The 14,926-nt window shown below is 51.1% G+C and carries 9 protein-coding genes; 2 read left to right on the forward strand and 7 right to left on the reverse strand.

Annotated elements, in window-relative coordinates:
* Nucleotides 1-144: 144 nt before the first annotated feature.
* The 6 genes from GA004_RS13945 to GA004_RS13970 form a co-directional block, all read right to left on the reverse strand.
* On the reverse strand, nucleotides 145-1,758 hold the full coding sequence (locus tag GA004_RS13945; protein ID WP_283394486.1) for a DUF1552 domain-containing protein: 1,614 nt from the start codon (nucleotides 1,756-1,758) through the stop codon (nucleotides 145-147).
* Complete coding sequence (locus tag GA004_RS13950; protein ID WP_283394487.1) at nucleotides 1,755-3,743, reverse strand: DUF1592 domain-containing protein; 1,989 nt, start codon at nucleotides 3,741-3,743, stop codon at nucleotides 1,755-1,757. Before GA004_RS13950 ends, GA004_RS13945 begins: the two co-directional genes overlap by 4 nt.
* A gap of 445 nt (nucleotides 3,744-4,188) precedes the next feature.
* Complete coding sequence (locus GA004_RS13955) at nucleotides 4,189-7,692, reverse strand: TonB-dependent receptor (RefSeq protein WP_283394488.1); 3,504 nt, start codon at nucleotides 7,690-7,692, stop codon at nucleotides 4,189-4,191.
* 150 nt (nucleotides 7,693-7,842) lie between these two features.
* On the reverse strand, nucleotides 7,843-8,877 hold the full coding sequence (locus GA004_RS13960; RefSeq protein WP_283394489.1) for a FecR family protein: 1,035 nt from the start codon (nucleotides 8,875-8,877) through the stop codon (nucleotides 7,843-7,845).
* Complete coding sequence (locus GA004_RS13965; RefSeq protein ID WP_283394490.1) at nucleotides 8,874-9,416, reverse strand: RNA polymerase sigma factor; 543 nt, start codon at nucleotides 9,414-9,416, stop codon at nucleotides 8,874-8,876. The genes GA004_RS13960 and GA004_RS13965 overlap by 4 nt, the downstream gene beginning before the upstream one ends.
* 226 nt (nucleotides 9,417-9,642) lie before the next feature.
* Complete coding sequence (locus tag GA004_RS13970) at nucleotides 9,643-11,133, reverse strand: sulfatase family protein (protein WP_283394491.1); 1,491 nt, start codon at nucleotides 11,131-11,133, stop codon at nucleotides 9,643-9,645.
* 95 nt (nucleotides 11,134-11,228) lie between these two features.
* On the opposite strand from GA004_RS13970, the gene GA004_RS13975 reads away from it, so the two are divergent.
* Together GA004_RS13975 and GA004_RS13980 are read left to right on the forward strand one after the other, a co-directional pair.
* Complete coding sequence (locus GA004_RS13975; RefSeq protein WP_283394492.1) at nucleotides 11,229-11,588, forward strand: hypothetical protein; 360 nt, start codon at nucleotides 11,229-11,231, stop codon at nucleotides 11,586-11,588.
* A gap of 258 nt (nucleotides 11,589-11,846) precedes the next feature.
* Complete coding sequence (locus GA004_RS13980) at nucleotides 11,847-12,722, forward strand: sugar phosphate isomerase/epimerase family protein (protein ID WP_283394493.1); 876 nt, start codon at nucleotides 11,847-11,849, stop codon at nucleotides 12,720-12,722.
* 163 nt (nucleotides 12,723-12,885) lie between these two features.
* Here the strand turns inward: GA004_RS13980 and GA004_RS13985 are convergent, their stop codons facing one another.
* Nucleotides 12,886-14,760 (reverse strand): sulfatase family protein, encoded by a 1,875-nt coding sequence (locus GA004_RS13985; RefSeq protein ID WP_283394494.1) that lies wholly within the window; start codon nucleotides 14,758-14,760, stop codon nucleotides 12,886-12,888.
* Nucleotides 14,761-14,926 lie beyond the last annotated feature (166 nt).

Consider the following 14,926-nt stretch of genomic DNA (forward strand, 5'->3'; position numbering starts at 1 on the left):
CTAATATTGTAACGACCAATTCCTTATTTCAATTTTGCCAGATATTACTGAGACAGCGCCCTAGAAATATTGGGAAACAAGACTTCGAAGATCCTTAAGAGTCAATTGCTTGGAGGGCTCTGAGCCATAGAAAGCGACTGGGTCCTATCCCTTCTGAGTCCCTGGCTTGCTATTACCGAAGAGACTTTTTATATCCTTAATTTTTGTAATGATTAGTTGGTTACTATTCTCGCTTCCGTCTCCGGAAAGCGTGATGGGTGTTCCAACATGATAAGCGAGATTAAAATCATGAAAGTCCCTGAACTCGATCTCGATGCGTACCGGCAACTTTCCTTCGATATCGATGTAGAAGACCTTCGCCTCGTCGAGGTTGTCGGACATGCGGAGCCGACCTTGAGCAGTGATGGAACCGCCCTGGCGCGTGACCCAACTATCAAAGGAACGTTCTTGAAATTCGGGAAAGTAGCCACCGTCGATTCCAGGAAGCGGGGTATCCGACGCGGAATAGGATTCCGCTTCAATCCCAAATAATTTCAGCAGGGAAAGGTGCAGGCTACTAAGTTCCTGGTTTTCTGAATACCGAACGTAGCGCCCCGTCTTGATACGTCCGCCTCCACCCCCCGCCAGAACGATTGGAATTCGTTGCGCAGTATGATTGTCGCTATGGCCCATCCCGGATCCGAAGAGTACCGCACTATGATCGAGAAGACTGCCGTTGTGGTCCTTGTAGGACTTGAGCTTTGTCAAGAGATAATCGAACTTCTCCATATGCCAAAGGCTGATCTTAAGCAAGGAATCCAGGTTTTTGCGGCTGAAATTTCGGAAAAAATGAGACAGGTAATGGTGCTGCTCTGGAATACCAAGAAAGTCGAATACCATGCGACTATTGCTGTTGCCCAACATATAGGTGATACAGCGGGTGGAGTCGGTCCAGAGGGCAAGAGCGATCAGGTCGATCATGGCCTCCACTTGCTCGTTTAGGTTCGCCCCGACGGGAGGCCGCTGGAGGCTCCCGAGGTCGATTCTCGGCTGGGCCTTTGCTTGCTCCATGTTCTGGATACGGCGTTCGGTTTCACGAACAACGGTCAAGTACTCATCCAATGTCTGGCGATCCTCGTAGCCCGATCTGCGAGAGAGAGCATTTGCATCGCCTTTGACTCGGTCCAGCAAGCTCGACATGGATTGCCGCTGGTCCGGATCGCTCATCGGATTGCGGAAAAGGCGATCGAAAACGAGTTGAGGATCGCTTTCGCGCGGAATGGCTCCTCCGTCTTTGTCGTAAGAAATGTAGCTGCAGCCGAATTGCCCGGTGAAAAGCCCTTCCGTGGTTAGTTCGAGAGATCGATGGGCCGTGTCCCCCCCAATCTTATCCGCTATAATCTGATCGACGGAAGCAGTATCCTTGTTCTCATGGTGACCGGCGAGAAAACGGCGAGTGGAATTGGCGTGAGACGAAAACCCAAAATCTCCCATGTTATCGAGAATGAGCAGATCGTCCTTGTGTTTGGCGAAGGGAGCCATGAGCGGCGACATTCGAAAATCGAATTCCGTCCCGCCATTGATATTCCATGAAGGCGGATGGACGCCGTTGGGTTTGAAGAGGGTTAGGAATCTGAGCGGCGGAGATTCCGTTGCCGAGCCTTTGGCCAATCCATTGCTCACCTTACCTTCCATCAAATTGAGGAAAGGAAGCGGCAACAAGGCTCCGGCAGTGCCTCGCAAGAAGGTGCGGCGGTCAATTTTCCAGCTTCTGCTCATGAATTAGTTTGGGGGCTAGGGGCAATAAAGGTTTCCCGGAAAGGCAGGCTGTGGGACACTTCTACGAAAAGATCGCGCCATGTTCCGTTCGTTTCGTCAATCTTCTTTGTAATCGCGTCTATGGTTGGGCGGTCGAAAGCCTCAAGTTTTCGGCAGAGAGCGTAGGCCAAGGTTCGCTCGACTGCGTTCCGAATGATGTCGCGTCGCTTGCTCCCGAGAAGAATGGACTTCAATTCATCGAAATTTTGAAATGCTTCCCCATCAGGGAGCTGACCGGAGGTGTCGATCCGATCGGGGTCGTCATCGTGTCCGGCTCTTCTCCTCGGAGGCTTATAGTTTAAAGCGAGCTTATAGGACCCCTCATCGTCGTACATCTGAAGAGCGAAACCGAGTGGATCGATCCGATCATGACAACGGGCGCAGGTTGAATCACTGCGATGGACTTCGAAACGTTCGCGAAAGCTGAAGTCGGCATTTGGAGCGGCGGCTTCGACCGGGGGAATGTCCGCGGGCGGCTCGCCGAGCCGTTCACCAAGAATACGTCGGAGCATCCAGGTGCCGCGGAGAATAGGACCTCGATTCATGGCCAGAATGCCAGGTATGGTAAGAATGCCGCCGCGCCCCTCAGGCGGATCCAGACTCATTCGCTGATTCGGAACTAGCTTTCGTTCGATACCCTTGGGCCTAACGTATTTTTCCAACTGATAATTGTTTTCGGGATAGAAGGAAGCGGTATTGTGACTAGCGAAGGCGACATTCGAGTCGATCAATTCGATCACAGGACGATTTTCGGTAAAAAGGTAGTTCAAAAAATCGAAGGGCTGACTGCGGAGTGCTTGTCGACTCAATACGTCGTCTCGTGCGTTATCTATGTCGGCGAGTCCGAGCCATTGGTGGCCGAAGCTCTCGGCCAGATTGCGAGCCCTAGGCGAGGCGAGCATGCGGTCCACCTGCTTTGCGATTTCGTCGGCATGTTCAAGGTCACCCCTCGCTGCCGCCTCAAATAGCTGCGTGTCCGGCATATCCTCCCAGAGGAAATACGAGAGACGTTCCGCAAGTTCGTAGGAGTCGACAAGTTGTTGTTTTCCAGGCGTAGCTTCGATCAGGAGACCTCGGTAGAGGAAAGATGGTGAGACGAGAAGAGCCTTCATTTCGTCCCGTGTGGCGCTGAGGAGCTCCCCTCCCTTCAATCCCATCAGAGAGGCGAGCATTCGTTCTAGCTCCTTCCGAGCTATAGGACGGCGGAGAGCCCGAGGGGCGAAGGAGCGAAGCAGGGATTCCGCTTGAGCTGGGGTGAGTTCGATGGATTCGGAATAATGGGGAAGCGGCTGACCGACAAGAGTCTCGAGCGCGTCGCTCCGCTCTTTGGAGAAGAGTTCCTGAAGGGCCCGATCTGCCATGTAGGCATACTGCTCCCAGATGAAACTCGATAAGCGAGCATCGCTGGTGTCGTTGACGAATTCGCTCGGCCCAGGAGGATCGGTGGGCAGGAGTTTGATAACGAGGGATTTTTCGACTAAGGTTTGCTCGGCGGCGATGATCTGGTTTTCGAGTTCAAATCCGAAGAGAGAGCGTAGGGTGTTGCGGTATTCGTTTGCTGAGAGACGGCGGGCTTGAAAGGTTCCCGGGCGGGCTTCCACTGAGTTAACGAATCGTTCCTCGTACCAATCGAGAATCTGCTGGGTTTCGGTGGGATCCGGGCGATTATCCTCTTCCTTAGGCGGCATTTCCTTGTAGGCGAGCACATCTGCTACCGTTTCCCAAAGCTCGAATCTCGAATCGATATCTTGGGAACGGACTATTTCCGTAAAGTCCACCTCACCTTTGACCTTCTCGCCTCCGTGGCAATTGATGCAGTACTGCTCGAGCAAGGGCTGGATTTGGGTATCGAATACTCCGTCTTCCGTCGGCCTACCCTCCAACCCTCCAGCGGCGACAAGCGCAGTAAAGAGGGCAGAAGCGAATCTGGTTCGGGTAATAATCATCGAGGGGTCCCTATTCTTAAAGATCGAAACGCGATGACGGACAAGGAAAGATTCTAGATAAAAATGTGGATCGCGGCCGGCCCAACGGATTCTGACGTATTTAACCGTCTCTTCGGTTATGTCGAATGGCGCGAAAGGTAACGGCTTTGCCTCTCAACTGAAGGGGCAAGTACATCCTCTACGGAAAGAAATCCGCACCGGGAATTACCTGCAACTCATCGACTCTCTGCTTAATTTCAAGTTAGCAGGCCATCTCCGGGCACCCAATCGATAGATAAAAGCATTGGGCGCTCGGAGATCGCCCGCTACCAATGCATGCAACGAACCCACCGACAGGTTGTGGTCTGAGACAACAGGTTGGAAGCCTGCCCTACCAAAAAAAGAGCGACCTAAGCAGGTCGCCCTTTAAAAAATTCAATCTATTCGACTAAACGGTCGCCCGTCCTTAGAAAGAACCACGAATACCCGCAACGAAGCGACGGCCAACGGTAGCGTACGAGGTCGTGAAAAGACCCGGGTTATTTCCAACGTACTTTTCGTCGTCTGGCGAATCGGTTAGGTTATCACCTTCAATAAAGAGGCGAATATCGTTGTCCTTGGTTAGCCGATACTGCACTGACATATCCACATTCTCCCGTTCTACATCAAAGGTTATATCCGAAATCGCGGCCGTTGAAGCCGTCACCTGCAATTCGGAAATATAGTTGTAAGACGCGCGAACGCTGAGACGCTGCCATTCGTAAATGACCTGCATATTGTAGATTTCTTTCGCCTGGTTTCTCAAGCTTGGAATGAACTCGAAGTCAGTTACGACAAAATTGCCATTTTCAAGTTCATCCGTGTCAAAGATAGGATCGGTTTGATCGCCCACAATGTACGAGTAGTTCGGAACCAGCTTAAACCCACCGAGCCACCTCACATCTGGAAGCAGATCGGCAAAACTAAAGTAACCGCTTACCTCGAAACCTTCGATGTGGCGCTTCGAGGCGTTTGACCAGAATTTGGTATCCGCTCGGACCATTTCCGTGCCTTGGCTAGGATCTTCAGCATCCACTAGCACCTCGATATCTCTCGTATAAATATCCTCTTGCAGAAAATCTTCGAGATCCTTCGAAAAGAGCGAAACAGAAATGGTATTCGCGTTACGCGGCCCGAAATAATACTCCCAAGCTAGGTCGATATTTTCAGACGTTTGTTCCCGCAGATTGGGATTTCCCAAGTCAAATTCATCGTCGCGCCTAGTCAGATTAAGAACACCTGCGGCTTGCAGTTGGCGATTCGCTTCCCCGAGATTAAAGGGTACCAATTCGCGGTAATCGGGACGAGTAAGCGAATTTCCATAGGCAAAACGGAGTACGTGCCCGGTCTCACCAACACGGTAGGTTCCGACCACACTAGGCAACAGATTGTCGTAGCTGCTTTTCGCGTTAATGTCGTCGACGATATCCCCAAACGAAAAGCTGCCGCTTGGCCCCGTGAAACCGATATCTTCTACGCCGTCCTGAATGAGCTGTCCGAGATTTGCTTTATCCGTATCCGCTATTCCCGGAAAGGCATCGGCATCGACATTGAAGTTAGAAGGTTTCCAAGTGGTGTCCAAGCTCGTTTCTTCGTAACGAACACCGGCAACCAAGGTAAAGTCTCCCCAGCGTTTGGTCCCCTGAACATAAGCTGCGAAAATATCTTCGTTGAGTTCGCCCGTATCGGCAGCATCGCGAAGGTCGGAACGATCGAATTTCCAGTTGTCCGGATTAGCCGCGAGATCTTGGAAGAAAAAGTCGTACATCGGATCGGCGGTCACAAATGCTCCGGCAGTATCTGCATACTTCCCGTCAAAGAGCGTGACATTTCCGGCGTCACTCGCTGCTGCAAATTGTCCGATCGGAAAAACGCGGCGAGCGCCTGCAGAGGCAGCGGTGAAGATCTCGTTCGTTTTGTTGTCCCGATGTGCCTTGCGCAGTCTCAGGCCCGACTTAATGGAGAAGTCTTCATCGATATCGTGATCATACTCCACGTTGAACAACTGAACATCTTCATGGACGTCTTCCAAAAGGAAACGAGCTCCTCCATCGGAGTTGTATCGGTTCAGGTCAGAAAATACATTTACCTTGTTGTTCAATGGGACATGCCCTCTATCCGATGTAACTTCGAAAATCGAAAACTCAGGTAGCGGTGTTACGCCATCGGTTATCCTAGCTCTCAGGAAGCTTTTTCCGGAACCGTCGCGATCTCCATCTCTGAAGCGGTCTTCGAACCGCCACTGACGGCGGTAACGAAGGGAGTCGTCTGTAGAGAAAAGTGCGCGATATTCAAGGGAACCATTCTCCAGTTGGGTCTCTCCGCCAAAATCGAACGTGTAGGTATCTCCGCTTCGATTGTCGCCAGTAACTATTCGTGATATACGCCCGTCAGCGGATCCCTCAAAGTTCGGCGTTACGATCAAATTGCCACTAGCGTCCACATCATTGATGAAATTATCGCCTGCGCTCCCTAAGACGGGATCGTCATCGTCCTCTTCAAACGTTCCCAGGGCGTTGCCCACGTCGTCCAAGAACCAGAAGGTGCGGGAAACCGCACGCTCCAGTCGGTCAACACGAAACGCGAACGAGTCGCGATCGTCATTAAACTTTTGATATAAGGGACGGAAGTAGAGAGACGTACTGTCGGAAACCTTCAAATCGAAGCTCAAATCTAGAGTGAGGTTATCGTTTGTTCTGCGAACTTCATTCGGGTCGAACCGATTCCAAATCGGATTGCTAGCATCTTGGCTTTCGTTTAGCGAAATTTGATTCGGATCTGCTCCGGACAAGCGACCCGCATTGGTCAAAAAGCGATTCTGGGTCGACCATCCAACCTGATCTTCGTCCACGTAGTTAAAATTAACCAGCACGCCCAAATTGTCTTCCCCACCAAAGGCACTGAAAATATTCGAATTGATGATATTCGCTCCATAACCCGACTTATCGCCTTGGTCGCGGTAGCGTGTCGAGAGCTTGTAGGTGGTTAGATTGTCGCCCCGATCAAAGGCGTTAGCCGTAATTACGTTCACGTAGCCGCCAATCGAATCGCCCGGATGCTCTGCAGTGAGACTCTTGATTACCTCTACACCCGCAACCATTTCAGAAGGGATTTGGGTTACGTCGAAATTACGGGAGCCTAGCTGCGCATTGGCCTGAGCAGCACCGTTAATACGGATGGAGTTGTACTGCCCTTCCGCACCACGGACGGTCACGGAGCCTCCATCGACCACATTGATGCCCGCCAAACGGGAAAGCGCTTCCCCTAGATTTGTATCTGGCAGATTTCCTAGCGCATCGCCGCTCAGATAAGTTCCAATGATATCGGAATCTCGCTGCTTTTTAACCGATGATTCCTGAGTAGAACTAAACACCTCCAGCTTTTCCAGCACGTAAGTGGGTTCATCATCCTGGGCATAAATGCTGTTCGCACCTCCTAGGAGGGCCATTGAAAGCAATCCGTTGAACACCTTGCGAGCCAACCTTGGTTTTTCCTGTATTTTCGAATTCATAGTAATGGTTTTATTTTTTTGTAGTTTAGTTTCTGAAAGCGATTCTTCAATTACCTCATTTCCTGCTACGCTGTTCGGATCGGTAATCTTTCGTTTGATAAAATAGGCGCCACTCTCCTCGTCCCGAAGGCTCGTTAAATCCGTATTTTCGAGGATCAACGCGAATACTTCGTCCGGAGCATACCGCCCCTTGATCTTAGGGGCACGGATCCCGACCAAAAGATCGGAAGGGTAGATGATCTGCAATCGGGATTGCTTGGCGAATTCTTGAAGAGATTCCGAGGACTCTCCAGCGGGCAAATTGATCTTCAGCTTTTTCTCGGATGCGTAGGCAACGGGATTCTGACACACCAACAAATACCCCACAGCGAAAGCCGGGAGGACCAATCGTTTTAAGAATGGATAAATGCCTAAGGGCATAGGGTATTAGTAGTCGGTCGGGGTTTGAAAAGGTCACGGCAAGAAAATCCTTGCTGCTTAGATGCACGGACAATCAGTTTCCGCTAAAAGAATAACGAAGTTTTTCTAAAAAATTTTCCTCGATCCGAGAAATCTAGTTCTTGTACGACTTTAGTCAACGGCCTTACTCAGTAGGATCTCAGAGCCACCGCGCATTCTCGCATCCACTCCATAACCATTTTTGAGAACAGAAACGAAACCTTCGACATTACTTGAAAGAAACGTCCCTGTAAACCGCTCGGAAGCCAAATCAGGATCCACGATGGTAAGCTGGGTGTCATTCAGCCGATTCAATTCATCAATAATCTCAGCCAGGGGTTTCGCCGCGAAGGTCATGGCCCCGTGCTGCCAAGCGAGAACGCGCTGTATCTCCGCTTTCGAGAGCACTGCCACTTGAGGAACCCCTAAGTGCGAAGAAAACGAGATGATTGCCCGCTCGTGTGCTTCAAGACGGGGCGTTTCGTTAAGTTCGGGTGATACACCGTCAACTGCAGACGATGCCACCTCCACAATCCCTTCGGCAACGAGAACTTCCACAGCGTCTTCATCCAATCTCACATTGAACGCGGTCCCGACCGCACTCACGTCTACTCCGTGAACCTCTACCACGAAGGGCCGACTAGCGTCTTTGGCCACAATGAAGAAGGCCTCACCCTTTTCCATTCGAACGCGACGCTCTGAAGCCGTGAAATTCATCGTCACTTCAGCTCCCTCTTTCAATTTGATGGTGGAGCCGTCCTCAAGCTGGTTGCGAATCTCTGGCTTTGCCTCGGCAATCGCTTCGGAAACCAAATCGGCGGAGCGGGACGATCCTTCCTGAAAGATGACGAAGGCAAACGCCAACGTAGCGGCCGCAGCCATAGCTCCCCAAAGTACTCGGCCCAATCGGAGTTTCGGTTTGGGAGCGAGCAGATCTGGATTAGGCCGCGAACTGTGCTCCGGTCCCCAAGCAGAAAGATGATCCAATCGCTTCCAGTCTTGCCGTTGGCGGCTTAGTAAATCCGCGTGAATCGGATCCGCACCGATCCAATCAAACAACTCGTCCTGCTCTTGCGCGGACAATCCGCGATCCAATCGCCATGCCCAAGCGGCCGCTTCATTTCCGGCTTCCCGGCGATTCTTTTCGGATCTGTAAGATTGGGTCATCGTGAAAACTCGGTGCGACTCTCCACCCGGTCAAAAAAATCGGTCAATTTGCGCATACCAATGGTTCCTTGCGAATCCACCGTGTGCACGGAGATACCCAGCTCATTGGCGATGTCCTTTTGGGACATACCATAGATCTTCCGCAGCGTGAGGATCTGGCGGCAGCGTGTTGGCAAAGACTGTATGGCTTCGGTCAAAAGTTCGAGTTCCTCCGAGCGAGAAATGGCCTGACCTACTTCCTCGCTCTCATCCAAGACGCCCAATACATCGATATCCGCCAAAGAAATTTCTCCTCGAGAGGTTTGTTTGCGAATTTTTCCCAAGGCCAAATTGCGGGCCGTCGCGAAAAGAAACGCTTTCGGAGAACCAATTTCCGTCGTTTTTTGAGCTTTCAGTACGCGAGCGTAAGCTTCCTGAATGATATCGTCTAAATCTCTTTCATTAGAGAAACGACTCCGCAACCACGCACGCAGCATGGGTTCGTGCGGCTCTAGGTCGGTGGTAAACCAATCCGATTGCTCTGAATATCCAGGAGGCATAATTCGCTAACGTAATGACAATAGCACAAGAAAGAACGTTTTTATAGTCTCTCCAATTACCAAGTCCATCTCTTTTATGATCGAGGGCGAACCGCAGTACTCCAATTGCACCCTTTCGTATTCCAACTAAATACCGAGGAACTCATTGCATCGATAAACTGAAATACCGCGCTACGGTTGTGAGTATCGAATATTTTCCGCATCCCACTCTCGCTAGTTACCCCGTTTAGCCCGCTAATTCTTCGAGAGCTTTGCGGGTCTTTGCGTTCGTCGTATAGGGATCGTTGTGACGCTTGCCGTAGGCTTCAATTTCCTTCGCAAGATCGCGAGCGGTCTCACGTTGCTTTTCGTCATGGACGAAATTAGTGAGCTCGTCGGGGTCTTCATCGAGATCAAGCAGCCAAGGCTCATCCTTGTCCGAAAGAATCAGTTTGTGATGAGGCGTTACCGCCGCAACCCAACCATTCGTCGCCCCAATCACACCCGTGCTTCGCATAAAGGTTACGTCGCTCCAGCCTTTAGACGCTTTACCTGTAGTTAGAATTTGGGATGCGTCTCGACCTTCTTCATTGCCCGATGTTTTGATCCCCATCATGGAAAGGATCGTGGGCTGGAAATCGACCGTGTTTAGCACATTGTCGATCCGCCGAGCCGCTGCGATTTTTTTCGGATAACGGATGATAAAGGGTACTTTAGCCGAAGCCTCCAACGGGACGCCTTTGTTTTGCCGATGATGTTCCCCTCGAAGATCTCCATGATCGGCGGTAAAGATAACGATTGTATCATCAATAAGATTACGTTCACGCAACGTGCCAAGAATACGGCCCACATTGTCATCGATGCATTTCATCATACCCAAATAGGCCGCCATCTTGTAGTTGCATTTATCCGCTGGTTCCGCCCAGGAAGGCACATCCTTCGCCGACTTATCAAAGGTCCGAGGCATCTCGGAATCGCTGTCGTCGAGCATTGTGTCGTAAGGTGCCCGAACAGTATCCGGTCCATGTGGATCCGGTATCGCCAACATGTAGCAGAACGGCTTGCTCTTATGCTCCTCAATGAAATCGATGGCTTTGTTCGAAAGCCAGTCGGTCGCAAAAGACTCTTCGTCCGCGCCTTCTACGCTGTAGGTGGGCCTCCCTTTCCCATCACGCGCCTTTATCCGAGGTCTATTTTCCGTGTCTTCGAACTGCTTCCAATGACCCCGATTAAACATGTATCGATTGTCCTCGAAACCAAAATTTCGTTGGGGGTCCCACTGCGGCTTTCCATCTCCATCGAGATGCCACTTGCCTGCGTAACCGGTGGCATAGCCCGCGTCCCCCAGGAGATGCGCAAACGTTACGATCGAATCTTCAATCGGCAAATCGTTTTTGGGGACCCCGGTGTTTTGTGGGAAACGGCCGGAAATAAAAGAGGAGCGGGAGGGTGAGCAGACCGGGGTTGCCGCATAGAATTTCGTACAAAGCGTTCCCTCCGCCGCGAGGCTGTCAATATGCGGTGTGTCCACGACCATTTTTTTGCCCCACATGAAAGCTTGCTCCTCTGAGAGCGTATCACGGTAGCTGCCGATTGTCCGAAAATTGAGCTCATCGCACTGAATGATGAGGAGATTCGGTTTTTTGGAGGATTCACTCTCCGCAGAAATTAGGTTCGGTACCACTGCGGCACTGGCCGCCGCGGTGATAGAGGTTTTGACGAAGGTACGACGTTTCATTTTGGTGCTAGTTTATTGGAGCTTGTTACTTTCGGCAGGAATAGACAAAGGAAAGAAATCCGCTACCTCAATCGCGGTCAACGAATTTGAGTAACTTGAGACCAGTTACAGTACGGCTCAAACATGTTTCTGATCCATCTAAAAACGGGCGTTGCCTGATCAATCCCCTCCAACAATATAACCTCGCTATTGGGGTCAGCAACACCGCCTACAATGGCGAACCGGCTGATAAGATGATGGACATAGGGATTACTTCCAACATACACCACGAACAAGTATGGCTTCAATGGATATTCTGGATCAAATTGAATACCTACGAGCCTCCGCCTCCAATTTGTATTCACTTTTTAAGACAGATCAAGCAACGGGTGCCCACGAGCGACTCCATCTTCAACAATTCGAACATGTCCCGTTTGCTCGGCAACATAGACCAGACCATCCGGAGTGGTCGCTAACGCCGTACCCGCATTGATTCCTTCCGCGATTGTCTCCGTAGGAAATCCGGAAAAAACGGTGGCATCAAAGAAGGAAGAGGAAAAAGGAGACAGAAAAATGAAAAGACGAATTTCCTTCTCATATCAATTTCGAAACCAAGGCTGGCAGACGAAGGCATTTTCTGCAAGAACCGTACTACTTATAAGAATAAGTCGAATCGCGCTTGCCAATTAGGGAACCCTTCCGATTCACTCGTTACCTAAACAAAAAACATTACTATGCTACGACGAAATTTTCTTAAAACTGCCCTCGCTTCTTCATTAGCCTCATCAGCCGCCTTTCAAGCCATGGCCCTCGGAAAGAGCAACCACTATCGTAAGAACATTGGCATCCAACTCTACACCTTGCGAAATCAGATCGCGGAAGATCCCGTAGCCGCTCTGAAAGCAGTCGCGGACGCGGGCTACAAACAAGTCGAGCCCTACGGATTCCCCTATGCCAGTTCAATGACCGAAGCGGCCAAGGATTTTGGCCTCGCGGTCAATTCCTCCCATTTTGCCTGGGAATCCGTGACCAATCCGACCAAGGAAGGCGTCCCCCCATTCGCCAAGATTCTCGATGCCGCCAAGGAAACGGGTCTGTCCCACCTCGTCGTGCCCTACCTGCATGACCACGAAAGAGGGGGTCCCGACGCGTACAAGCGACTGGCTGAAAACTGTAATAGAGCGGCCGCCCAAGCAAAGAAAGTCGGCATTCAACTCGCCTACCATAATCACGCCTTTGAATTCGAGCCGGTTGAAGGCACTACGGGCTATCAAGTTCTGATGGACGAGTTTTCACCCGAAATGCAATTTGAAGTCGATGTCTTCTGGGTGGAGGTTGGAGGAGTAGACCCGGTTAAACTCATTAAAAAACTGAAAGGTCGCGTCTCCCAACTGCACTTAAAGGATCTCAAAAAAGGGATGGATCTTCCTGAATTCGGTAGCGTACCCAAAGACGCGTTTCAGGAGCTCGGTGAAGGGATCATCCCCATGGAGCCGATCATCCAAGCCGCTCAGAAAGCGGGAGTCGCCCATTGCCACGTCGAGCAGGACCAGTCTCCCGACCCAATCGCCAGTATTAACCAGAGTATCAAGCACCTGGCTACTTTGTAAAATCAGGTAGGGAAAGACTGCCAGGCGATCCACATCGGTCGAAAATTGCCCCAACCAATCGGAGGACCGGGCCAATCTCCCCTCTACCTAATGTGGATCGAAAAATACGGCACAGGGCAAACGCCGGCCCTACACGAGTCAACCCCGGATCATCCTTGCACCTTTACCCTGAGTTCGCCCTCATCGACTCAATTTCGACGATTGTGCCCTCTTCGCTCTGGAAATCAATACGCATGGCTTTCACCATTCCCGCTTCCGGGATACGGAACTTAGCATCCTTATAGGATTTTCCAGGTAGCACTGTCACCGGTCCAGCCATTTTCCGCATGACTCCGTCGCCGCTATTCAATGATAGCCAAACGAGCGTCGGTTTGGAAACACTCATAGCCACCGAAAACAGGCCTCCTTGCCTAGCTAAATCGGCATTCAAGCCACTTCGAACCAGTGAACCCTGCCCTCGGGGCAAATCAAAATCGAGATAACCTTTGAATCCGGCAATATTTGAGATCCCAGGATTAGGGAGCCAGCCTTCTGTCTGCCATCCCCCGCAATCGAAGGTAAAGAGGAGTTTACCATCCATGGGATCGCGTTCGTTGTAGCCTTCCCAGTCATCTGATAACCCATCTCCGTCACTATCCTTGCGCAGATGTTCGTATTCAGGATTCACTTTCTTCCACTTTGCCGGACCTTCGTCTTGGAAGGCGATTTCCTCATCCGGCTCTTCGGAGGCTCCCAAGTCCCCTTTTTCTAGCCACTCATCAAGCATGAACCGATGCGCTTCAAGCTCTTTAGCATACTTCGGGTCATTCGCTAGATTGTACAACTGGTAAGGGTCCTTGCTAATATCATACAACTCCTCGGGACGTCGCTCCCCAAAATAGATCTCGGTTAACTTCGACGAAAGTTTACCCGTATTGTAGAGCTCGTGCAAATTTTGTGTATAGGGCTGCTGATCCCGGTACTGGGGTTGCAGCAGAATACGATCGAGCTTGTAGTTCCGGGTGTAGCGAAAGCGGTCCGTGCGAATAGTCCGCACCCGGTCGATCGTGTGATCCAAGCGATCCTTCGCTGCCGCAACAAATGCTCTAGGAGAGAAATCCTCGCCAAACAAATCCTGTCCTTCGTACCAATCGGGTCGGTCCAGCCCAGCCCAGGCGAGTGTGGTAGCGGAAAGATCCAAAATATCCACAAGATCATCCCGTACTTGCTTTTTCGGTACAAATCGCTTCGGACCACGCACAATGAATGGCACATGCAGCCCTCCTTCCGTCGGCATCTGCTTGTGGCGGACCAGCTGGTTGGCGCCGTGATCCGAAACGTAGACCACGATCGTGTTTTCCCAGAGCCCATTTTCCTTCAGCCCTGCGAGAACGTTTCCAATAAAGTCGTCATCCTTTCGAATCGAATCATAGTGCTCGGCAACCACTTCTCGATAAAGCTGGTTTTGAGGATAGTCGGGCGGCACGGTCACCGACGCAGGATCGGTTTTGCGCTCGGCTGGAAACTTCGAAACGTTGTTCTTCCCCCCTGCCGTTTGGATCTGTCCATAAAAGGGCTGGTTTGCTTTGAGTGAATCCCAAGGAACCGGTTCCCGGGTTTTCTGCTGCAGCGAATAGGACGCTTTTTGATCCCAAATGAAATTGTAGTCGTCCTTACCCAAATTAAACGTGAAATAACCACCCTCTTTCATTATTTCCGGGAGCAATTTCAAATGGCTTGGGTACTCTATCTTTCGCGGTCCGCGGGACGACCGGTGCTCATGAGCACCAAAACGAATTTGGTTCTGACCGGTCATCACCGCCGATCGACAAGCCGAGCAAACCGGAGCCGGTACATAAGCCCGAGAAAACCGGATGCCTTGCGCCGCCAATGAGTCGATGTGCGGCGTGTGCCCCTCGTTCACTTGGTGCCCGTAACACCCCATCCACGGAGAGGTGTCTTCCGCGAAAATCCAGAGGATATTCGGTTTTTCTGCGCCAAATGAAATCGGGAGTAGCGGCAGAAAGGAAAGTAACAAAGCGAAGCCGAGGAATTTCATACTTTGATTTACGCAGCTTTCCGTAATTTCGACAACGATAGATTTTGTTAACAGGATACGCCTGCTCCGGTCCTATAAAGCAGCAACATAGGGAGATTGCCTCATCCGTAGGAGCCCTGGCAACTCGGGGCGATGTTCATGAACTGGAAACGCCCCGACAAATCGT

This window comes from Candidatus Pelagisphaera phototrophica, from assembly GCF_014529625.1.
Classification (GTDB): domain Bacteria; phylum Verrucomicrobiota; class Verrucomicrobiia; order Opitutales; family Opitutaceae; genus Pelagisphaera; species Pelagisphaera phototrophica.